This window comes from Bacillus sp. FSL E2-8900 (assembly GCF_037966225.1).
Classification (GTDB): Bacteria; Bacillota; Bacilli; order Bacillales; family Bacillaceae_G; genus Bacillus_A; species Bacillus_A cereus.
Genome location: NZ_CP150193.1, coordinates 448,299 through 469,483, shown reverse-complemented (window position 1 = coordinate 469,483; position 21,185 = coordinate 448,299). Strand labels below are relative to the sequence as shown.

The window sequence follows — 21,185 nt, the reverse complement described above, 5'->3', positions numbered from 1 at the left end:
ATTAGAAGCTCTCTACTTCCGTCGTATTTGTCTTTTCAATATGTTCTACTTTACGTGCCTTATTTCTTGTCGCACGGTAAAACAGTAAACAAACAATCATAAATGGAATTCCGCAATACAATGCCATTCTTTGCTCTGGAATAAAGGCCATACCAATAATTACTGTTACATTTAATACTAGTGCAAGCAGTGGTACGAATGGATACAGAGGTGTTTTAAATTTCAATTCTTTCACATCCCCGCCCTGCTTTATGTATGACCTCCTAGCTAATAAGTTAGATAGAGCAATAGATGCCCAAACTAATATCGCCCCGAACCCAGCAATAGAAAGTAGCCATAAATAAACTGTATCTTCCGCATAAATACCTGATAGTAATGAAAGGCAACCTACAATTGTACTTACAATCAATGCATAAATAGGAACACCGTTTTTAGATAACTTACCAAAAATCGGACTAATCATTCCTTGATTAGACATAGACCATAGCATACGAGAAGTTGCATATAATCCTGAATTCGCAACGGATAGAACCGCTGTAATGATAACAAAATTTATAATATCTGCTGCATAAGGAATACCAATTTTATCAAATACAACTACAAATGGACTTTCTATTACTCCTGCTTGTTGCCAAGGGAATAGTCCAGCAAGAATAAAAATAGATAGTACAAAGAAAACAAGTATACGCCAAACTGTATTGTTAATTGCCTTCGGGATTGTTTTCTCTGGATTTTCACTCTCACCTGCTGCAATACCGACTAGTTCCGTTCCTTGGAAAGAAAAATTAACTGCAATCATCGTAATTAAAATAGCTGATAATCCATTTGGGAACAATCCACCATAATCAGTAAAACTAGAGAACATCGGTGCTGGCTCATTTCCTTTCATATCTAGAAAACCAAACATTGCTGCCCCGCCCAAAATAATAAATGCAATGATCGTAATTACTTTAATACTTGCAAACCAAAATTCAACTTCCGCAAAACTTCTTGAAGATAACGCATTAATAGCAAAGAGGAGTAACGCAAACACTACGCACCAAATCCATGAAGGTACATCTGGAAACCATCGCTTCATTAAAATACTAACTGCAATTAGTTCAATCCCTATCGTAGCTGACCAGTTTAACCATGACATCCATCCAACTACATAACCCGCTGCAGGGGAAATATGCTTCGTAGCATACGTTTGATAAGATCCTGCGTCAGGCATTGCAACAGCTAACTCTCCAAGACAGAGCATCGTTAAATACATAACAAATCCTCCAACAAGATATGCTACAATCGCTCCTCCAGGCCCAGCTTCATGAATTGTATACCCAGATCCTAAAAAAAGACCGGTACCAATAACGCCTCCAAGTGCAATCATAAATATGTGCCTGCTTTTCAATTCTCTTTTTAATCCTTGATTTTGATTCATCATATAAATCCCCCCTTTTCACTTTGTAAACCCATTTAATGTAAGCGTTTTTAAAATTATTCACCGTAAAAATAATGATTTAAAAGAGCAAAAATACACGTCACTTACATTAATCACTGCCTGTTACTAAAAGGTCATCCCTTACTGTTATTAATAACTTTTGATCAGCAATAGCTTGTCCTTCTACTACTTCTAATGATTCAATATAACCACTGATCCCTATCTTAATTTCTACTTTCTGTTTATCTATTGTTTCAATTAATGCTAATTTCTCCCACTCATATACGTAAGAACTTTCCGTAACAAATAACTTCTCTACTTTCCCGTAACAAGGACTATACACGCATTCTATAACCGTCTTCACTTTATACACTCCTCCTTCTTATTAGTTGGTACTGAAACGTTGCATATCCCTCCTTTAGATATATCAATTATTATTTATGCAAAATGCGTACCAATCTCCAATTCCTATTTAAAATGAAGGTTTCTCAAAAAAAAAACTTCATAACCGCAAAATTTTTCTATCATTTCAGAGATTTTAAAAGGAAAATAGCAAAAAATTTTTGCGATTTTATAAGAATTTTAATAAAATTATAAAAAGTCAGTCTTCATAGGGTGGAATGAGGAGAAGATAATCTATGCGTACAGAAGAAATTAATTTAAAACAGATCATTGAAATGAATATGCTATATGAAACTTTACTCAATGAACTCGACATCGGAATTCATATTATTAATGAGGAAAGTAAGACGATTATCTATAACCGCAAAATGATGGAAATTGAATCAATGGAGCGCTCAGATGTGCTATATAAAAGTCCTTTAGAAGTATTCGCATTTGAGGAAAATAAAAATAGTACTCTTATAGAGGCATTAAAATTTGGAAAAACAAAGAAAAATATAAAACAAACGTATTTTAACAATAAAGGACAAGAAATTACAACGATTAACGATACTTTCCCTATAATAGAAAATGGAAAAATTAAAGGCGCTATTGAAATATCAAAAGAAATTAGTAACTTAAAGCAAACGATAAAAATAGGTCCTTCTCGAAAACAAAGCACTAAATTTACCTTTGATCACATAATTGGTGATTCTGAAGCCATTCAATCAATCATTACAGAAGGAAAAAGAGTAATTCGTACATCTTCCTCCATACTTCTAGTAGGAGAAACAGGCACTGGTAAAGAACTATTTGCACAAAGCATCCATAATGAAAGTCAGCGTTCAACAAAACCCTTTATTTCACAAAACTGTGCCGCTATACCTGATACCTTAATGGAAAGCCTACTATTTGGCACAAATCGAGGTGCCTTTACAGGAGCAATAGATAAATCAGGCTTATTCGAAGAAGCAAACGGAGGAACTTTGTTATTAGATGAAATCAATTCATTAAGCCCAATACTTCAAGCTAAGTTGCTGCGGGCTATACAAGAAAAAACAATACGAAGAATCGGAGGTACACACGAAAAAGAAATTGATGTTCGCATTATAGCAACTATCAATGAAGATCCCTTTGAAGCCATCGCACATAATCGATTAAGAGAAGACTTATATTACCGATTAAGCGTCGTTACTTTATGTCTTCCGCCTTTACGTGAAAGAAAAGAAGATATTCCAGCTCTTGTTCAGCACTTTATTGAAAAATATAATACTCAATTCGGGCTCAACGTAACCGATGTAGATGTAAATGTAAGAGAATTTTTCTATGCATACGATTGGCCTGGAAACGTACGGGAGTTGGAACATATAATTGAAGGTTCCATGAACTTGATAGAAGATGAAACCATCATTACAGCGTTTCATCTTCCTACTCGCTTTCGCGAACGAATAAAAACAGAATTCAATATGCAACATGCACTAACTACTCACAATACTGATGCACCTAAAACTTTAAAACACACAATAGAAAAAATGGAAAAGAACTACATTAACCAAATTCTTAAAGAGAATCATGGCAACATCTCACAAGCTGCAAAATTTTTAGGATTAAGTAGGCAAAACTTACAATATCGAATTAAAAAACTGCATTTACACATATGAAATAAACATGTCTCCAAGTGTAAAAATAAATTGGTAAAATATGTTACAATAAACATATAACATGCTAGAAAGGGGCTATATATATGAGTAATGATAAAAAATTAAAGTTATTACAATACTTATACTTTTTCCCTGCCATGCTCTGTATGATGTTATTCATTAATGCCGATGTAAGCAGCTCTCCTTATGCAAAGCTATTAGGAACAATTTTTGGCTCCTTTGCAGCTATTATGCTTGCTGCTTTTTGGAATTTGAAGATACGTATAAAAAACGAAAAATCTTCTTAATACTAAAAAAATCGAGCTACTTAGCCCGATTTTTTTATTTGCCATTAAAACTCAACATTCTCTAAATACAACCCACTTGCCTCAGCAAGACAATTAATTTGATTGCGCTGCTTTTCCTCTAAAATGTTTGGAATTGCTTCAACATCTAATTGTCCTAATCCAACTTCAATTAATGCCCCGACAATTTTTCTTACCATATTATGAAGGAAGCCGTTACCACTTACTCTAATTTGTACAAACCCTGCCTCTTCCATCACATCAAGTGTATATACTTCTCGAACCATGGATTTTTTCTTTGATTTCGCATTTGAAAAAGCAGTAAAGTCATGTGAACCAACTAAATGTTTTGCAGCTGCTTTCATGCTTTTCACATTTAATTTTTTATTCACATGCATGCTGTATTTACGCATAAATGGATTTGTATGCTCTTCATTCCAAATTTTATACAGATATGTTTTTGCTTTAGAATTGTAACGAGCATGGAAACGATCATGTACTTCTTCCACATTCGTAATGCTAATATCGTTAGGTAAATATTGATTTAAATATTTTTTCACTTTATGTTCCACTAACTTCTCATCACTTTGAAAGTTAGCAACTTGATTCAAAGCATGTACACCAGCGTCTGTTCTACTACAACCGATAATTTCAATTTCTTTTCCGACCATTTCAGATATGACACTTTCGATTTTTCCTTGAATTGTATTATCGTTATTACCGAGACGTTGCCATCCTTTAAAACGTGCACCGTCGTACTGAATCGTTAATTTATAATTATGCATAATATTCTCCTTCATAGAAAATATTCCCTCATACCATGAGGGAATATTAATAAACTTTACTTTCTAACAAGCTTCACTACATTCTCAACATGCGCAGTATGCGGGAACATATCAACTGGTTGCACATACTCCACTTCATAGCTCTTCATTAATGCTTGTACATCACGTGCTAATGAAGAAGGATTACAAGACACGTACACAACTTGTTTCGGCTTCACTTTTAAAATTGTTTCCAGTAATTTATCATCGCAACCTGTACGTGGTGGGTCGACAACAATTACATCTGGACGCCATCCTTCTTTTACCCATTTCGGTAACCATTGTTCAGCTTTACCTGCTTCATATTTCGTATTTGTAAATCCGTGACGCTTTGCATTTTTTCTTGCATCTGCAATTGCTTCTGGAATTACATCCATACCACGTACTTCCGCTGCATCATTTGCAAGCCAAAGACCGATTGTACCAACACCACAGTACGCATCCACAATCTTCTCGTTTCCTGTTAACGCAGCTGCTTTTTTCGCTTCATTATACAAAACAACTGTTTGCTCTGGATTCAACTGGAAGAATGCACGTGCTGATAATTCAAATGATAAATCGCCAAGTGTTTCTTGAATGACTTCTTTTCCAGCTAATTTAAATGTTTTGTCGCCAAAAATAACAGATGTTTTACGCCAGTTTACATTTTGCATAATTGATTTAACCGCTGGCATCTGTTTTTGTACTTCTGCAATAAATTGTTCTTTATTTGGTAATTCTTCTTTTGTTGTAATAAGTGTAACTTGTACTTCCCCTGTTTGAACTGCAGTACGTGTTACAATTGTGCGTACTAAACCTTTTTGTTTTTTCTCATTGTAAATAGAAACATTTAATTTTTCTAAAATACGTCTTACAACTTTTGTCGCTTCATTCGTTGCTTTATGTTGAATCATACAGTGAGCGATATCAATTAACTGATGTGAGTTTTGTTTATATAGCCCTGTAATAACCTTTTCGTCTTTACGCCCCACTTGTAATTGACTCTTATTACGATAATGCCATGGATTTTCCATGCCAAGCGTTGGGCGAATTTTCTCTTCCATACTATTTTTCATGTACTTCTCAAATGCTTGTACAACGATATCACGCTTTTGATTCAATTGTTCTTTATAATCTAAATGTTGCAGCTGACAACCACCACACTCCTCATATACTGGACACGGTGCTTTCACACGATGCGGTGAAGCTTTACGAACTTTTTTCACTTTCGCTTCAGCGAAGCCACGCTGAATTTTCGTTGTTTCTGCAACAACTTCTTCTCCTGGTAATGCCCCTGGAATAAAAACAACTTGTCTCTTAAAATAACCAACGCCTTCTCCGTTAATCCCAAGACGTTTAATTGTCACAGGAAACGTTTGACCAACTTCCAACTTACTCTCATGTTGCTTTTGTATCATTATTACACCTCTACTCTATACTTTTCCATAAATATAACGCTGCATAACTGCAGTATGGTTCACACTCTTGTTTCACTTTTTCTAAAAATGCATCATCAGGTTTATCATCTAATTGAAATATACCTTGCACTGCACGCTGAATCCCAATGTCCGCTTTCGGGAACATATTTTTCCGTCCAAGCCCAAACATTAAAAAGTTTTGCACTGTCCATGCACCAATTCCCCTAATTGGCAACAATTGTGCTGAAATGTCTTCTTCCGCCCCATTTTCTATACTCGCTAAATTTAATGTACCCCTGACAATACTTCGACCTAATCCTACTATATATTCAGCCTTTCGCTGACTAAACTTCTGCTCTCTCAATTCTTCTATTGAAATATTTGCTACTATTTCCGGAGTGGGGAAAAAGAATACACCGTTCTTCTCTGTTCCATACCGTTTCACAAATTGTTCTGTTAACACAGTAGCAAATTTCAAATTTATTTGTTGGTGAATGATACAGCGAAGCAGACAAGCAAAATAATCAAATTCTAAAATAATTGGAGTATAAGCATATGTTTCAAATAGTGGACGTAATGATGTGTTTAAAAAATGATTTTGTATATCTTGAAACGGTTCATTCCAATGAAAAATGGCCCTCATTCGTTTCATGACTTTCTCTGGATCTCCTGTCTGACTAGAAATCCAAAACTGTGGATTTTGAACAGTACCAATCCCTTGTAAGCGAACAACAAACTGTTCCTCGTCTATACAAAGCGGGATATAAATAACTTTCTCATCTAATTGAATGACGTTAAGAGGATCAAAAGATAAACGTTTTAATACTTCTTCAAAATGATACGGATACTCTAACGTAACATGTTCGCTCCACATACGTTTCCCCATCCTTTTTACACATCATTATAGCATGAGAAAACCGTAAGCATACATGCTTACGGTTGATTGCCTTTTACTAAGTCATCTAGACTTTTAAAATGATACCCTTTCTCGCGCAAATCATCAATGATTTTCGCAAGTGCTTCTGCATTATCTTTTGATATTGCATGAAGTAATAAAATAGATCCTGGATGAATCATCGTCATTACATTATTATGCGCATATTGCCATCCTCTTTGCTGATCCACTTTCCAATCCAAAAATGCAAGTGACCAAAATACATTATAATAGCCCATTTCTTTCGTAAGAGCTAACGTTCTTTCACTAAATACACCGCGCGGAGGACGTACATATTTCACTTCTTTTTGCCCAGTTACTTTTTTAATTTCTTCCGTTACACTCGTTAATTCTTCACGAAGTTTCTCATCATTTACCGCTGTAAAATCAGGATGACTCCAAGAATGGTTTCCAATAATATGTCCTTCATCCTTCATTCTTAACAATAAATCTTTTTGCGTTTTAATGTAATGCCCCGTTACAAAGAAAGTTGCTGGTACTTTTTTCTCTTTTAATACATCTAATATTTTCCCTGTGTATCCATTCTCATATCCATTATCAAATGTTAAATAAATATCTTTTTTCTTCGTATCTCCTAAATAAAACCCGCCATTTTTTTGTAATAAATCTGTATATAACTTTCCTGCATCTGGTACTGTTTCATTTTTAGGACGCGGGATTCCCCAGTTATGTGGAGTATTTGTATAAGCCAGTGCTGAAACTGGAACAAGTGCCATCATAATTGAAAAAATGAGACCGATATATAACCATTTATATTTCATAAATAGTCTCCTTTCCATATATAATCGTACTTGTAGTTTCTGTTGCTACGCATTCTTTCATGCTGAACATGTTTTTCTATATATACCAAAAAAATGCATCTCGAATCATTCGAGATGCATTTTTTATTTACTTAAATACTGGCTCTTTAAAGCTAGCTAATTTTTCAAGTGATGTTTTATCAACATCTGCATGTAAGCTATTACCATGAGAGTCCATCGTTACAACTGCTTTAAACCCGTCGATACGTAAATGCCACATTGCTTCTGGAATACCAAATTGTAAGAAATCAACATCTTTCACTTCTTTAATACATTCAGCATAATATTGCGCTGCACCACCGATTGCGTTTAAATATACACCGCCGTGTTCTTCTAAAGCCGCTAATGTTTTCGCACCCATACCGCCTTTTCCAATGACAGCGCGAATACCGAATTTCTTCATAATATCGCCTTGGTACGGTTCTTCACGAATACTTGTCGTTGGACCTGCCGCTTTAATTTGCCAATTGTCATTTTCATCTTTCACAACAACTGGACCACAATGGTAAATAATTTGTCCATTTAAATCTACTGGACAATCATTATCCATTAAATGCTTATGGATTGCGTCACGACCTGTATACATCATGCCATTAATTGTTACAACATCACCAACGCGAAGTTCACGAATTTGCTCTTCTGTAATTGGTGCTTGTAATACAATCTCACGTTGCTCTGTTTTTTCTTGTACTTCATGCTGAAGTGTATCTTCACCTTCTTGATATAGCCAATCCATAATGTCTCCTGTTTCAGGATGGATTTTCACACCAAGGCGACGATATGCCCAGCAATTATACGCAACAGATACATAGAAACTAGCTGGCAAACGATTATAGACGCCAATTTTACAACCAAGTAAAGTTGTTTCTCCGCCAAATCCCATCGTACCAATGCCCAGCTTATTCGCATTTTCTAATACGTACTCTTCAAGATGTTGTAACTCTGGTACTGGATTGACATCATCTAATGTACGGAATAATTGATTTTTTGCTAATTCATAACCTGATGTGCGGTCTCCCCCGATACCAACACCAATTACACCAGCGCTACATCCTTGCCCTTGTGCTTGATATACTGCATGAAGAAGGCATTTACGAATCCCTTCTAAATCACGGCCAGCTCGTCCAAGTCCTTCTAGTTCACATGGTAAGCTATATTGAATATTTTTATTCTCACAGCCACCACCTTTTAGGATTAAACGTGCATCAATATAATCTTTTTCCCATTGTTCAAACTTAATCACCGGTGTACCTGGTCCTAAATTATTTCCACTATTATCTCCAAAAAGAGAATCAACAGAATTGGGACGAAGTTTACCATCTTTTGTCGCCCGCTCAAGCGCATTATAGATAGCTTCCTTCAACTTTAATTGATTCACACCAACTGGTGTATAAATTTTAAACGTTGGCATCCCTGTATCTTGGCAAATCGGCGAGATGTTATCATCAGCCATTTTAATATTATTTGTAATTGTGCCAAGTGCCATCGCAGAACGAGTCCCTGCATTTTCTCGCTCTTTCGCTTGTTGAATCGCACGACGAACATCTTTCGGTAAGTTCGTTGACGTTTCAACAATTAGTTGATACATGCTTTCTTGAAGCTTTTCCATTGTTACTTCCCCCTCAATTGTGAACGCTACCAAAACGTTATGAGCTGAAAATTCAATTGTTATGCTCTTTAGCTATTTATTTGTTTCACGCTATTAGAGCATAAATGAAATTTTTCACAACTTGATTATACCTCTTTTTCTATCGTCCTTCTATTACCCGAACAGAAAAAGGCTACCAAATTGGAATTGGTAGCCTTTTTAATATATTATTCGTCTTTTTTAAATTGCTCACATTTTAATTCTAATTCATCTAACATTGCAAGAAGACGATCTACATCTTCTAATTCTACTTCTTCAGGTTCAATTGTATCAATTACTTCAATGAACATATTTAAACGTTCTTTTAAATATACTAATTGTGTATCTTTATCTTGAATTGCTTTTCCCATGAAGGCACTCTCCTTTTAATTCGAGTTGCTTTTATTATACCGCAAAAACGATTGCTATGGGCATGAAATTTCATCAATTTTGTCACAGTCATCCACTATAATGTAAGCCCTCTCTCTTTCCATGCTAAAAAGTTTCACTTTATAAAAAGCACATATTCTTCTATTATAGAGAATGGACAAATTGTTATTTCAATAGTCAAAGGAGTATTTCATATGACGATATCACAAAAAATGAAGCCGATTACTCCTTCTTACGATCCATGGGAAGCGTATATGGACCTTGAAGAGTACGGCAAACTACTATTAACAAATGTTGAATTTACAACGACGACGTTATGCAACATGCGCTGTGAGCATTGCGCTGTTGGTTACACGTTACAGCCGAAAGACCCAAATCCGCTTCCGATGGATCTTTTATTAAAACGATTAGATGAGATTCCTCATTTACGTTCTTTAAGTATTACTGGCGGCGAACCTATGCTTTCAAAAAAATCCGTCGACAACTATGTAACACCACTCTTAAAATATGCCCATGAACGAGGCGTTCGCACTCAAATCAACTCTAACTTAACTATAGATTTAGCACGTTACGAACAGATTATTCCTTATTTAGACGTATTGCATATCTCTCATAACTGGGGAACAATTGATGACTTCGTTGAAGGCGGATTTGCAATGATGGAGCGTAAGCCTACTTACGAACAACGTGCAAAATTATTCGAAAGAATGATTACAAATAGTAAGGCTCTATCAGATGCAGGTGTACTTGTATCGGCCGAAACAATGCTAAACAAAAGAACTCTACCACATATTGAACATATTCACCGCCAAATCGTCGAAGAGATGGGCTGTAAACGTCATGAAGTTCATCCAATGTATCCAAGTGACTTCGCGAGTAATCTAGAGATTTTAACAAAAGCTGAAATTCGTGATGCGATTGAACATTTACTAGAAATTCGCGATGAAAATGTATGGATGCTATTTGGAACTTTACCTTTCTATGCTTGTAGCGATGACGAAAAAGACATAGCTACATTTAAAAAATTGCAAGAGAGCAAAAATGTAACTGTTCGTAACGATCCAGATGGTCGTTCACGCTTAAATGTAAATATTTTTGATGGTAATATTATCGTTACTGATTTTGGTGATGTTCCACTTCTAGGAAACATACAAACAAACACATTACAAGAAGCGTATGAAAAATGGAGCGCTTCAAAAACAGCAAAATCATTAAGCTGTCACTGTCCTGCAGTAAAATGTCTTGGACCAAATGTTCTTGTAAAAAACAGCTACTATCCGACAGAAGATTTCTTATCAAAAACAGCAAACATTACATTATAAAAAAAACGTCAGCTTATAAGCTGACGTTTTTTTTGTTATTGCGAGTGAGAAGAAGAAATAAATTTAAAAAACAAATGATCATGAATTGGAATTGCCGCTCCAATTCCTTGAGAAGTAATATTTTTCACAACAAGTCTTTTTTGATTTCCCTTTAATACAAGATACACTTCTCCAAATGTTACTTTTCCCTTTTCATTTACTGCTGGTGTATAAGCGTATAAATATCCAAGTTGACTCGGACTAATATTATACACACGCTCATGTCCAGTACCATAACCAATAGTTGTTTTAAACGAAAGGGGCAATTGTACTTTTTCAAGCGCTTTGAGAAGCATCATTTTTTTCACATCTGCAGCATCTTTCATATCTGCTGTTAAATCGCCTTCAACCGTCTTTTGTGTTTCTTGCTTATAGCGAAGTGGATACAAACGGTCTCCTCCGCGATTATCATACACATTTCGATTCACTTGTTTATATTCCCAATTAATCGATGTGTCTACTGATTCATAATGTAAAGCCCATTGACCTAAATAAATTTTTGCCCGATACCCTACTGCAAGCGGAGCATTTGAAATTGTCGTTTCATTAAACATCCGAATTAAGTCTGGATTTTCAATTTTAATATTAGCCGTTTTCAATAGCTCTTGAGCAAATTTACTTGGTTGTAAACGTGGCAAATCTTGCGCATCATTTGGAAATGTATTGTCTTTTGAAATATTTAAAACAGATGAAGGCATTTTTGTTCCTACTGTTGTCTTTGCAAAACTCATGTTAGGAAATAATAAAATAAACGAGACCATAGTTGAAAGACATATGCTGTATACTCGTTTCACCTGTCTGGCTCCTTCCTATGTAGGTATATATACTACTTCGTTTATTGTTTTCTCTGAGCGCAATTGTTATGCCTATTTTTCATAATAAATAAAAACCAATTCCCATAATGACATACGCCGCTAGTAAAGTGCCACCTTCAAACCAGTTTGTATCTCCATCATTGGAAATCGCAATCGTTAAGAAAACGGCTGTAATCATAGACACAAGTTCTGGTATGGTAAATACTAAAGGCATCCTTTGCGCGAAGAACATAGATAGCAATACTAATACAGGAGCAACAAACATGGCGATTTGTAATGTAGAGCCTATTGCAATTTCGACTGCAATATTTACTTTATTTTTATAAGCCATAATAATTGCAGACGCATGTTCCGCTGCATTCCCAACAATTGCAACGATAATAACCCCTATAAATAACTCTGACCAACCAAATGACTTTGCAACAGTTTCAAAAGTATGTACGAGTGCCTCTGACACATAAGCTACTGCCAGTGTTGCTATCGCTAAAATAAGGAGCGCCTTCCCTTTTGACCACTCTGGCTCTTCTTCATGCGCTACTTCGTCACTTTTATGTTGATATACACCACGGTGCGTAACTAACTTAAATAGTAATGCAGCAAGGTACATGATAATCATAATAATAGAAACACCTATACTTAATTGATACGTCTTGCCAGCGTCCATCTTCATTGAAAAGATCTCTGGAATAACAAAGGCCACAACAACAGCAAATATTAATAAAGCTGAATTATGCCTTGCATCATATACATTAAAACTTTGTCTTTTGTATTTAAGACCTCCAACAAAGAAAGATAACCCTCCTACTAATAATAAATTTCCAAGTACAGAACCCGTTAAAGAAGCTAACACCACTTCAATTAACCCTGCTTGAAGTGCAAAAATTGAAATGATAAGTTCAACAGCATTACCGAAAGTAGCATTTAATAATCCACCTATTCTAGGACCAGAAACAATTGCTAGACTCTCTGTTGCTCTACCCATAAAACCAGCTAATGCGATAATCGTAATACAATACACAGCGAACATAATTGTTTCTGGCCAATGAAGTGTTTTTCCAAGTACAGATAGTGGTACACCTATAAGCGCTACTATAAGAAATATTTTATTAAACATGCTTTTCATCCTTCCATCGTATGTATTTCTCCTCAATATTATTATTATTCTTCTCCTAACTTGTCCGATTTCATCACAATTACGTTTAAAAAATCGGATTGAAGAAAACAGTATGAAAGATATTTAAATTATCTTGTTTAAACAGACAGAATTATAAATTGTGAAAAGGGGTTAAAATTATGCACTTAAAAGAAAAAATCGCAACTATTATTCAAGGTCAACGTACTGGTGTATTATCTACAGTACGAAATGAGAAACCTCATAGCGCCTTTATGATGTTTTTCCATGAAGATTTTGTACTGTATGTTGCAACAGATCGACAATCAAAAAAGATAACAGATATTGAACAAAATCCTAATGTCCATGTACTACTCGGACGAGAAGGGAAAAAATTAGATGAAGATTATATTGAAGTTGAAGGATTGGCTTCAATTGAGGAAGACTCGACATTAAAAAACAAGTTTTGGAATAATAGCTTAAAACGTTGGTTACTCGGCCCTGAAGACCCTAATTACGTATTGTTAAAAATCAACCCCGACACAATTTATTACATCGATGGTGCCGGTACGACGGAGCCTGAGTTTTTACGACTATAAAATAAAACAAGCCCCCCTTAGGTGGGCTTGTTTTGTCGAAAAGTTCTTTTAAAAAAACAATAAAATAGGTGGAACTTTCTAAAGATTCTGTTATATAATAGCATTAACTTAAATAAACTGTATTAAAACAGATTGAGAGGAGAAATAAAATTGATGAAGAGAGAAGAACGCAAAAACATGATTGAGTTTATTGAAAAGAAAAAAGGGATTGAGCGTGACGAATTACTGTTTATGACAGACGATGAAGTAGAACATATTTATAATGTAACGTACTTTTTATATGAGGAAATTGCAGAGTAGTATAATAATCCCCACCTTATTAAAAATATAAGGTGGGGATTATTTCGCTATTTAGCCCACTATTTACAGGCAGTAAAACTCCCACCTTAAAATTCAGGTGGAGCAAGAAGTTAAGTTGAAGTCGTGCTTCCTATAAAGCTCAATTGCTTCAACTTTATACATGAGAATCATTTTCATGTATAATACTGTAAGATTGGAGGAATTTTACTATGAGTTCGTGGCTCTTATTTGCACTATTATCAGCAATTGCTGCTGCCCTTGTATCGATTTTTGGAAAGTTTGGTTTAGACGGCATCGATGCAAACGTTGCAACAACAATTCGATCTATTATTATGGCATTATTTATGATAGGCGTTATTATCATACAAGGTAAAATTCAAAATATCGGCGACGTACTGCTAAATAAAAAAGCACTGCTATTTATCACATTAAGTGGGATTGCAGGTGCTTCTTCATGGCTATTTTATTTTCTTGCCCTCAAAACAGGAAAGGTTTCACAAGTAGCTCCTGTCGATAAATTAAGCGTCGTATTTTCTATCATTCTCGCTATGATTATCCTCGGTGAAAAGTTAAACTTTATGACCGGCGTTGGTGTAGTCTTTATTACAGCTGGTGTATTATTTATTGCTTTCAGCTAAAAAAACCGCTATTAGCGGTTTTTCTTTTTCTTTATGTACAACCATACAACACATGTAACAACTGCTGAAATTAATAAAATCCATATTCCATAATGATGTAAACTATACTCAACGAAGCGCCACTTCTCGCCTAACTTCCAGCCAAGCCCAATAAAAACACTTATCCAAATGAGCGCACCACCGTAAGCGTACAAACAAAAACGCCAAAGTGTCAAATTTGATACCCCAGCAAAATATGCTGTTAAATGACGTACGCCCGGTATAAAATAACCAATCATTAAAAGAAATGGCCCATATTTTTCAAATAAAATATGTGTTTTTTCAATGTGATGTTCTTTAATTCTAATTTTCGGCCCATATTTCTTTAAAACAGGGAGCCCAAGTTTTAAACCTAATATGTAGCTTAACGTGATCCCTAACATCGCACCAGCCATCCCACTTAAAAAAGCAGCAGTTCCTGACATAACTCCTTTTGAAACATTATAACCAACAAAGGTCAATAAAAACTCGTCTGGTATCGGTAATCCGACAATCCCACCAGCCAAAGCTATAACAATTCCAAAATAGCCATAATGCGCGATTAACTCGCCAATATGTTGTTCCATTCGGAAGACACATCCTATGCACGGTCGTTATTCCACATTGTACCCTTTCTATCTTTAAGGCAAACATGGTATACATATTCACTATACATTGTTTTTATAATGAACTCTACTTCTATTCTTTCCTTTAACAGAGATAAAGTAAAACTTTACTCAGTGGGAGTTTTGTTCATCCTCTACTAATTATTAACCTATGCCAATCTTGCTTTTACAGACATCCCGACTCCACATAACTCACTTACATTCATCAATTTTGAGATTAGATTCTTATTGCCCGCAAATAACCCGATAAAAAATAAAAATTCATATGCGTGTTTTTTTGTTACAATAAAGGAAAGTTACTTTTCGCAACGGTTTAACTCTCAAGAAAAATGATATATCTAGCAAAAACATAGTTTGGTCTATATAATGCAACTTCTACCTATTAAAAGAACATACACCCTTTTACATACAACATCATTTTTCTAAATTATACAGGGGGGAACGAACATGACCATTGAAAATCAATTTATTCAAAAAGTTTACTATAAAACATTTTTAACAGAAGAAACTTCTACTCCTGCATCGGAAATACTCGGTGAAGCATATATAAATGAATCTAAAAATGAATTCTCCAACATTTCTAATATTCGATTTGCTCAAGGTGAATTTTATTATCAAAATAAAGATTTTGAAGCAGCTATATTTAAATGGGAAAAAGTAAATAATGCTCTTGCACTTTGGGCGACAAAAAATATTGCAGATGCTTATTTTGAACTAGGATTCTTACCAAAGGCAGAAGAAATTTATCAATCTATTCAAACGGAAGATACGACTCTTACGATGGAGGTTTCCTTACAACTTCTTTCTCTTTATATCGAACAAGATCGTTTAGGACTCGCTTTTAAGACGATTAGTGAAGCTGTTGCATTCCAACCGGATTACCCAAATATTACTGCAATTGCACGTTCTTTCTATGAAAAACAAGAAGATTGGAACAACGCTATCGAACTAGCTGTTCAAGAAGGTATCCGAACACAATCTTTACACTGGTTTGATACGTTAATAACTTACATAAACAAAGGATTTACAAAAAACATTAAGCCTGAATATTTCTATGAGTCTTTAAAAGCTCTATATGCTGTTGATCAAGCTCAATTTAAAGAACTTGTTATTGCTCTTTGGAATAGCTATCAACATGAATCCTTATACCTTCCTTGGATTCAAAGTATTAATCATTTATTCTTGCATATTGAAACAGACAATAATGACGATTGGAATGAAATTTCTACTCGCTACCAAGAAACATACTTTGCATTAATTACCGGAAATCATTTTATGCATGAATTAAACGGACTTGTACCAAATCTATTAACAAATTGGTTCAGTTTAACGAAAGCAAAAGATTCTCTAGTTGTCTCTGCAGCAGTGTTAGCATGGAATGAAGTCTCACCTACAACTTTAGAATCATTACTCGTAAAAAGTGCTGGATCCTTACTTTCTAATACATCAGCTGAAGCAGATGTAAATATGGAAACAGTTTCTCATTTATTCGAAACAATCGCTGTATGGGCTGAGAAAAATGATGTAGATTTAAGTCATCAATTTACGCTACTCGTCCATGAACTATGTGATTTAAATGTCACACCAATACTAATAGCTGGAACTAGTGACCATGATAAAACATCATTTGTTAATTCAATATTAGGAGAGAACATCTTAACTGAAACTTTAACAACTCCTATTCTATTTAAAGACGCTAGTCAAACTGAAATAACAGAATTTACCGATTTAGATATAAGAAATATCCCTAACCTTGATGAATTCCATCAAATAACGGCTACATCTGCTCAGTCAGAACTTGAGAAAAAATGTATAGAAATTAAGCTACCAAGTAGGTTTTTAAGAAAAAATAAGTTTACATTTCTTATTACACCATCCATTCAAGCACAATTGGATAAAAACAATGCATACTTTGAATACTTACAAGCAGCAGATAGCCTTGTATACGTATTAAATTCTTCTTCACCATTGCATAGTCAAGAAATTGATACGTTAATTTATTTACGTGAACAAGTACCAAACTTACAAATTCACTTCGTATCACACACAAATAATACGACTACTAATGAAAAACTAATTAGTAAACTTAAAGTACATTTTCCAGATGCACAATTCTTCCCATACTCTCCTTCGCAAGAGAGTAGCCAGCAACTTGGAGATGTAACAGAATCTATTCTTTCTAATCTTGCAAAACGCGATATAGAAAAAGAACGTATAGAAAAGCTAATATGGTTTACGCAAAAGACAATTGCTTATCTCATAAATGAACGTGTGGAATTAGAAAATACATTAGTAAAATCCGTACGCTGGAATAAACACATCTCAGTGAAACTTACTGGATTTATTAATAACCTTACTGCTCTTGAAAAAGATAAAATTCGCTCTATTACCGAATCCTATCTTTTAACGAAAGAAGAAATTACACGAGATATACATTCTCAAATTCCTGAATTATTACAGAGCTGCTCTGATCTTGTTCAAGAAGATAGTGATTTCAAATTAGTTCATGAAGAATTAAATGCTGCAATGAATGAACGAGTTCAAAAGCATGTACAACAGGTACTTCTTCCTAAATTTACTGGGTCTATTCAAGAATGGATTGAAACAGCACATAATGAATTTATTCAAGCTCAAGCTTATTTAGATGAAATGAGTGAAACGTTTAATAAATTATATAAAGAAGAACGTATGAAACTTCCTTGCGATTTCAAATTATTAGATGATTGGAATCGAGATGTTGTACGAATGACAAATCGAATTACAGTAACGAACATCAATATTTTATTACGCTTTACACCGACACAGTTTTTCTTAAAAAGTGCCGGAAAATTATTTGGTAATATGCAAAAAAACCAATCTATGCTCGCCAACAAATATAAACAATATATTGAAACAGAAGACTATACAGAAATTGCTCACACAATTTCAAAACAATTCTTCCTTCAATTTGAAGTATTTGAAGGTGCATTAGAACGTGATATCATGATGTTCTTCAAAGATCCACTTAACATATTGAAACAAAATGTAGATGCAGCTCAACTTGAGATAAAGGAAGACGAGCAAACATTAGCAACGCTAAGAAGCAATCCAGAAACATATCATGATCCTTTGGCGTTATTTAAACTACAATTGCTACAACATAAATTCGTTTTAAGTACTACAAAGAAACATGAAGATATTTTTGTATCAAACGAATCTCCTACTGTTTAACAAAAAAACCAAGCAAACTAAAATTTGCTTGGTTTTTTACTTTATTATTTTCATATGTTCAAACGGATAATAAATGCCTGCTAACTTTCCTAACACATCTTCTCTATCAATAAAACCTAAACCATTTCTACTATCTTTACTTATTAAGCGATTATCTCCCATAACAAAAATCTTATTTTTAGGAACTGTAATCGGTCCAAAGTCCTCTGTTAAATTCATAAGTTTTTTTTCTGCTTGTTTTTTATTACTATCCAAATACTCTTCATCTTTCACTTCAGAATTTACATATAATTGATCATTTCTCATCTCAATTATATCTCCAGATAATCCAACCACTCTTTTGACATAAAAATTATCTGTTTTCACAACAATAATGTCTTCTCTCCCATAGCTTTCAAATTGTTTTGCTAACTTATTAACAATTACCTTATCTCCATCTTGCAACGTTGGCCTCATAGATGCTCCTTTTACAGTCGTAGGGAAAAACACAAAAATTTTCGCCAAAAACACCAATAAACATGCAATTGCAATAGTTCCAAAGAATTCACGCCAACGTTTTTTCTTTTGCATCATTTCACCATCTCATCATCTTTTTACTTTTATTATAAATAATACAACCGATATTTTTCTACAAAATTCTGAATTATAAAATTATAATATTAGAAATTTCAAAATGGTAATACTGATCAAATTAAACAAGCAAAAAAGATACTCTCAAAATAGTCTATCCACTATTTTGAGAGTATCTTTTTATAATCCCACATATACAATACACATTTGAGCAGCTACATATGTAAACCAAATCCAAAGTGGCTCATACTTCAATTTACGCCCTCCGATATCTGTCACGCCAATAATAAAATCAGAAATCACAAACAGTAAACCACCAAACGCTGGTATCCACCATATTCCTGTATTTTCATAATATAAGGCGAATGCAAAGCAAGCCATTCCTCCAACCCACAATCCGTAAATTAGAGCTCCTATCGTAAACAATTTATCCTGTTTATCATTTCGGATAAAGAAGAACCATCCTACAATTAGAAAGAGCCCATATACGAGTAAACCAATCCAAAAACCATTCCACGAAATTCCTGTTTGCAAAAATGCTTTTACATAAAAACAATGAGCAAGAGCGAAAGTAACCATCCCTCCAATTAACCTGTGACCAATTGGAATCAGCCCAGCCATAAACAAATCTCCCACAGTCGATAAAGTCATACCAAGTGCAACCCACGTACTATACTCTACAGATGGATCTTGTAACCATATCCAAATTGCACTACCTGTTAAAGAAAAACTAAGAATAAGACGGATTGCTAAAGGTAACGGCATATTATCTTTCGTTCTTTTTGTCTGCCGCATTGCATAAATTGCACCAATTAAAAAAAGAAGTATTTGCCCAATTAACACCACGTAAAGTAGATTCATAATATGTTCTCCTCAATAAATGCTTTTTGTATCTTTTTTCGTTACACTTAGTCTATTATCCTTTTTCTATAAAAAAAGAAGAACAGTACTGTTCTTCCATTGTAATCGCTTTTCTGCTTTCTATGCTACTTGTTTTTCTTTCTCTATTTTTTGCTTAGCTGGCGTCCGATTTACCACAATAATTCCCGCGGCTACACATGCTAAACCGAGTAACACAAATGAATGAATTGCTTCACCTAAAATCATGCTCGATAATAACACACCAAATACGGGTATAAAGAACATATACATAGATACTTTTCCAACCTTATTGTACTTCATAATTGTATTCCAAATGCAAAAACCAGCTGCAGATAAGAAAGATAAATAAATCAGCATAAGTAGTGCATGTAGACTAAATGTAAATGGCATGACTCCAACTTGTAAAGCCCCTATACATAATAATCCTATAGAACCAAACATCATTTGGTATGCTGTCATATAGCCAACATCTAATGTTTTACTACCTTCTTTTGCTAATATGTTTCCATATGAATACAGCATTGCTGCACTAAGAAGTAATAAGCTTCCGATTCCAAAATGAAATGATAAGCTACCATCACTCGGCACATTTACTAAAACGACGCCACAAAAACCAATCGATACCCCAATTATTTTTCTTCTATTGAGAGCATCATCTTTATATAAAAAATGGGCGAGTAAAATTTGAAAGAATGATGATGTCCCTGAAATGATAGCTCCTTCAATTCCTGAACTATAACTCATTCCAATGTAAAAACAGATATATTGAAGAAACGTTTGGAATAAACCAATTTGTATTAACTGTTTCCCCGTTCCTTTTTTGAAGCTCATATCTTTTCCTAACACTTTAAAGAATAATAAGAGCATGACTCCAGATAACAAGAAACGATAACCGGCAAATAATATTTGTTCTCCAACTTCTTGTGGTTGAATTCCAAGTTCAGCATAACTTAACTTAATAAAAGGAAATGCGCTTCCCCATAAAAAAGTTGCTACTATTGCAGCAATAAATACGCCAATCGGATGGGTAAAAAATTTCTCTGTCTTCACTTGTTGTCTTCCTTTCCGACCTTTTTATGAACAATATTCATATATACCAAAGGAATTGCGAAAACACAAGTTTTCCGTTTATACTTGAAACAAAACCGTACCATCTCATAAAAACATATGATATACTATAGAATAATTACAACATAATAACTATTAAAAACAGATTCAACAGAAATGCTGCTATCCATTATGGATGGCAGCTTTCGTCGTTTTATAGGGGTTTCGATTTTGATTATTTTTCTCAATAAGAATTCGGAAGGAGCGAG

At 34.4% G+C, this 21,185-nt stretch carries 21 protein-coding genes; 7 read left to right on the top strand and 14 right to left on the bottom strand.

The annotated features are described in order from the left end of the window. Window position 1: 1 nt before the first annotated feature. The gene (locus NST90_RS02400) at window positions 2-1,423 is read right to left on the bottom strand and encodes an amino acid permease (RefSeq protein WP_000981860.1); all 1,422 of its coding nucleotides are present in this window, start codon (window positions 1,421-1,423) and stop codon (window positions 2-4) included. A 106-nt stretch (window positions 1,424-1,529) separates the two neighbouring features. Further along, window positions 1,530-1,784 (bottom strand): biotin/lipoyl-containing protein, encoded by a 255-nt coding sequence (locus NST90_RS02395; RefSeq protein WP_000859480.1) that lies wholly within the window; start codon window positions 1,782-1,784, stop codon window positions 1,530-1,532. 274 nt (window positions 1,785-2,058) lie between these two features. Between NST90_RS02395 and NST90_RS02390 the strand changes: the two genes are divergently transcribed. Beyond that, window positions 2,059-3,462, top strand: coding sequence for a sigma 54-interacting transcriptional regulator (locus NST90_RS02390; protein ID WP_001258445.1), 1,404 nt, complete (start codon window positions 2,059-2,061; stop codon window positions 3,460-3,462). A gap of 83 nt (window positions 3,463-3,545) precedes the next feature. Beyond that, window positions 3,546-3,749 carry a hypothetical protein gene (locus NST90_RS02385; protein WP_000063860.1) on the top strand — a complete coding sequence of 68 codons (204 nt, stop codon included), beginning with the start codon at window positions 3,546-3,548 and terminating at the stop codon, window positions 3,747-3,749. A gap of 44 nt (window positions 3,750-3,793) precedes the next feature. Here the strand turns inward: NST90_RS02385 and truA are convergent, their stop codons facing one another. The 6 genes from truA to NST90_RS02355 form a co-directional block, all read right to left on the bottom strand. Continuing rightward, window positions 3,794-4,531 (bottom strand): tRNA pseudouridine(38-40) synthase TruA, encoded by a 738-nt coding sequence (truA, locus tag NST90_RS02380; protein WP_000553119.1) that lies wholly within the window; start codon window positions 4,529-4,531, stop codon window positions 3,794-3,796. Between the two features lie 56 nt (window positions 4,532-4,587). Further along, a complete protein-coding gene (rlmD, locus tag NST90_RS02375; protein ID WP_000615206.1) occupies window positions 4,588-5,967 on the bottom strand; it encodes a 23S rRNA (uracil(1939)-C(5))-methyltransferase RlmD in 1,380 nt (459 codons plus the stop codon). Window positions 5,968-5,977: 10 nt separating this feature from the next. Then, entirely contained in the window at window positions 5,978-6,841 is an 864-nt protein-coding gene (locus tag NST90_RS02370; RefSeq protein WP_046392331.1) for a DNA-3-methyladenine glycosylase, read from the bottom strand. Between the two features lie 59 nt (window positions 6,842-6,900). Next, window positions 6,901-7,683, bottom strand: a complete 783-nt coding sequence (pdaA, locus tag NST90_RS02365; RefSeq protein ID WP_000875956.1) for a delta-lactam-biosynthetic de-N-acetylase — start codon at window positions 7,681-7,683, stop codon at window positions 6,901-6,903. A gap of 127 nt (window positions 7,684-7,810) precedes the next feature. Beyond that, the gene (gene fumA, locus NST90_RS02360; protein WP_000413523.1) at window positions 7,811-9,331 is read right to left on the bottom strand and encodes a class I fumarate hydratase; all 1,521 of its coding nucleotides are present in this window, start codon (window positions 9,329-9,331) and stop codon (window positions 7,811-7,813) included. A 206-nt stretch (window positions 9,332-9,537) separates the two neighbouring features. After that, a complete protein-coding gene (locus NST90_RS02355; RefSeq protein WP_000513558.1) occupies window positions 9,538-9,720 on the bottom strand; it encodes an SE1561 family protein in 183 nt (60 codons plus the stop codon). Between the two features lie 213 nt (window positions 9,721-9,933). Between NST90_RS02355 and yfkAB the strand changes: the two genes are divergently transcribed. Further along, window positions 9,934-11,061: a radical SAM/CxCxxxxC motif protein YfkAB gene (gene yfkAB / locus NST90_RS02350; RefSeq protein WP_016125372.1), complete on the top strand. Its 1,128-nt coding sequence runs from the start codon at window positions 9,934-9,936 to the stop codon at window positions 11,059-11,061. A gap of 35 nt (window positions 11,062-11,096) precedes the next feature. Here the strand turns inward: yfkAB and NST90_RS02345 are convergent, their stop codons facing one another. Together NST90_RS02345 and cax are read right to left on the bottom strand one after the other, a co-directional pair. Next, window positions 11,097-11,894: a YfkD famly protein gene (locus tag NST90_RS02345; protein WP_002083605.1), complete on the bottom strand. Its 798-nt coding sequence runs from the start codon at window positions 11,892-11,894 to the stop codon at window positions 11,097-11,099. Window positions 11,895-11,973: 79 nt separating this feature from the next. Then, a complete protein-coding gene (cax, locus tag NST90_RS02340; RefSeq protein ID WP_000482133.1) occupies window positions 11,974-13,029 on the bottom strand; it encodes a calcium/proton exchanger in 1,056 nt (351 codons plus the stop codon). 179 nt (window positions 13,030-13,208) lie between these two features. Between cax and NST90_RS02335 the strand changes: the two genes are divergently transcribed. The 3 genes from NST90_RS02335 to NST90_RS02325 all read left to right on the top strand — a co-directional run bounded on the left by NST90_RS02335 (window position 13,209) and on the right by NST90_RS02325 (window position 14,563). Further along, window positions 13,209-13,625 (top strand): pyridoxamine 5'-phosphate oxidase family protein, encoded by a 417-nt coding sequence (locus NST90_RS02335; RefSeq protein WP_046392330.1) that lies wholly within the window; start codon window positions 13,209-13,211, stop codon window positions 13,623-13,625. A 153-nt stretch (window positions 13,626-13,778) separates the two neighbouring features. After that, on the top strand, window positions 13,779-13,925 hold the full coding sequence (locus tag NST90_RS02330) for a BH0509 family protein (RefSeq protein ID WP_000817786.1): 147 nt from the start codon (window positions 13,779-13,781) through the stop codon (window positions 13,923-13,925). 209 nt (window positions 13,926-14,134) lie between these two features. Beyond that, window positions 14,135-14,563 carry an EamA family transporter gene (locus NST90_RS02325; RefSeq protein ID WP_046392329.1) on the top strand — a complete coding sequence of 143 codons (429 nt, stop codon included), beginning with the start codon at window positions 14,135-14,137 and terminating at the stop codon, window positions 14,561-14,563. Between the two features lie 11 nt (window positions 14,564-14,574). On the opposite strand, the gene NST90_RS02320 is transcribed toward NST90_RS02325, so the two are convergent. Continuing rightward, on the bottom strand, window positions 14,575-15,168 hold the full coding sequence (locus NST90_RS02320) for a DedA family protein (RefSeq protein WP_000434878.1): 594 nt from the start codon (window positions 15,166-15,168) through the stop codon (window positions 14,575-14,577). A 486-nt stretch (window positions 15,169-15,654) separates the two neighbouring features. Here NST90_RS02320 and NST90_RS02315 point away from each other — a divergent pair, with 486 nt between their 5' ends. Further along, complete coding sequence (locus NST90_RS02315; RefSeq protein ID WP_046392328.1) at window positions 15,655-18,417, top strand: GTP-binding protein; 2,763 nt, start codon at window positions 15,655-15,657, stop codon at window positions 18,415-18,417. 36 nt (window positions 18,418-18,453) lie between these two features. Here the strand turns inward: NST90_RS02315 and lepB are convergent, their stop codons facing one another. The 3 genes from lepB to NST90_RS02300 form a co-directional block, all read right to left on the bottom strand. Continuing rightward, window positions 18,454-18,990: a signal peptidase I gene (lepB, locus tag NST90_RS02310; RefSeq protein WP_046392327.1), complete on the bottom strand. Its 537-nt coding sequence runs from the start codon at window positions 18,988-18,990 to the stop codon at window positions 18,454-18,456. Between the two features lie 177 nt (window positions 18,991-19,167). Continuing rightward, window positions 19,168-19,848 carry a lysoplasmalogenase gene (locus NST90_RS02305; RefSeq protein WP_001051080.1) on the bottom strand — a complete coding sequence of 227 codons (681 nt, stop codon included), beginning with the start codon at window positions 19,846-19,848 and terminating at the stop codon, window positions 19,168-19,170. Window positions 19,849-19,968: 120 nt separating this feature from the next. Then, window positions 19,969-20,919, bottom strand: coding sequence for a DMT family transporter (locus tag NST90_RS02300; protein ID WP_046392326.1), 951 nt, complete (start codon window positions 20,917-20,919; stop codon window positions 19,969-19,971). Window positions 20,920-21,185: the final 266 nt, after the last annotated feature.

Excerpts from the sequence above, each read along its gene's own strand:
- NST90_RS02400 (WP_000981860.1), bottom strand. The coding sequence starts at position 1,423 with ATGATGAATCAAAATCAAGGATTAAAAAGAGAATTGAAAAGCAGGCAC.
- NST90_RS02390 (WP_001258445.1), top strand. The coding sequence starts at position 2,059 with ATGCGTACAGAAGAAATTAATTTAAAACAGATCATTGAAATGAATATG.
- NST90_RS02385 (WP_000063860.1), top strand. The coding sequence starts at position 3,546 with ATGAGTAATGATAAAAAATTAAAGTTATTACAATACTTATACTTTTTC.
- truA (WP_000553119.1), bottom strand. The coding sequence starts at position 4,531 with ATGCATAATTATAAATTAACGATTCAGTACGACGGTGCACGTTTTAAA.
- rlmD (WP_000615206.1), bottom strand. The coding sequence starts at position 5,967 with ATGATACAAAAGCAACATGAGAGTAAGTTGGAAGTTGGTCAAACGTTT.
- NST90_RS02370 (WP_046392331.1), bottom strand. The coding sequence starts at position 6,841 with ATGTGGAGCGAACATGTTACGTTAGAGTATCCGTATCATTTTGAAGAA.
- pdaA (WP_000875956.1), bottom strand. The coding sequence starts at position 7,683 with ATGAAATATAAATGGTTATATATCGGTCTCATTTTTTCAATTATGATG.
- fumA (WP_000413523.1), bottom strand. The coding sequence starts at position 9,331 with ATGGAAAAGCTTCAAGAAAGCATGTATCAACTAATTGTTGAAACGTCA.
- NST90_RS02355 (WP_000513558.1), bottom strand. The coding sequence starts at position 9,720 with ATGGGAAAAGCAATTCAAGATAAAGATACACAATTAGTATATTTAAAA.
- yfkAB (WP_016125372.1), top strand. The coding sequence starts at position 9,934 with ATGACGATATCACAAAAAATGAAGCCGATTACTCCTTCTTACGATCCA.
- cax (WP_000482133.1), bottom strand. The coding sequence starts at position 13,029 with ATGTTTAATAAAATATTTCTTATAGTAGCGCTTATAGGTGTACCACTA.
- NST90_RS02335 (WP_046392330.1), top strand. The coding sequence starts at position 13,209 with ATGCACTTAAAAGAAAAAATCGCAACTATTATTCAAGGTCAACGTACT.
- NST90_RS02330 (WP_000817786.1), top strand. The coding sequence starts at position 13,779 with ATGAAGAGAGAAGAACGCAAAAACATGATTGAGTTTATTGAAAAGAAA.
- NST90_RS02325 (WP_046392329.1), top strand. The coding sequence starts at position 14,135 with ATGAGTTCGTGGCTCTTATTTGCACTATTATCAGCAATTGCTGCTGCC.
- NST90_RS02320 (WP_000434878.1), bottom strand. The coding sequence starts at position 15,168 with ATGGAACAACATATTGGCGAGTTAATCGCGCATTATGGCTATTTTGGA.
- NST90_RS02315 (WP_046392328.1), top strand. The coding sequence starts at position 15,655 with ATGACCATTGAAAATCAATTTATTCAAAAAGTTTACTATAAAACATTT.
- lepB (WP_046392327.1), bottom strand. The coding sequence starts at position 18,990 with ATGATGCAAAAGAAAAAACGTTGGCGTGAATTCTTTGGAACTATTGCA.
- NST90_RS02305 (WP_001051080.1), bottom strand. The coding sequence starts at position 19,848 with ATGAATCTACTTTACGTGGTGTTAATTGGGCAAATACTTCTTTTTTTA.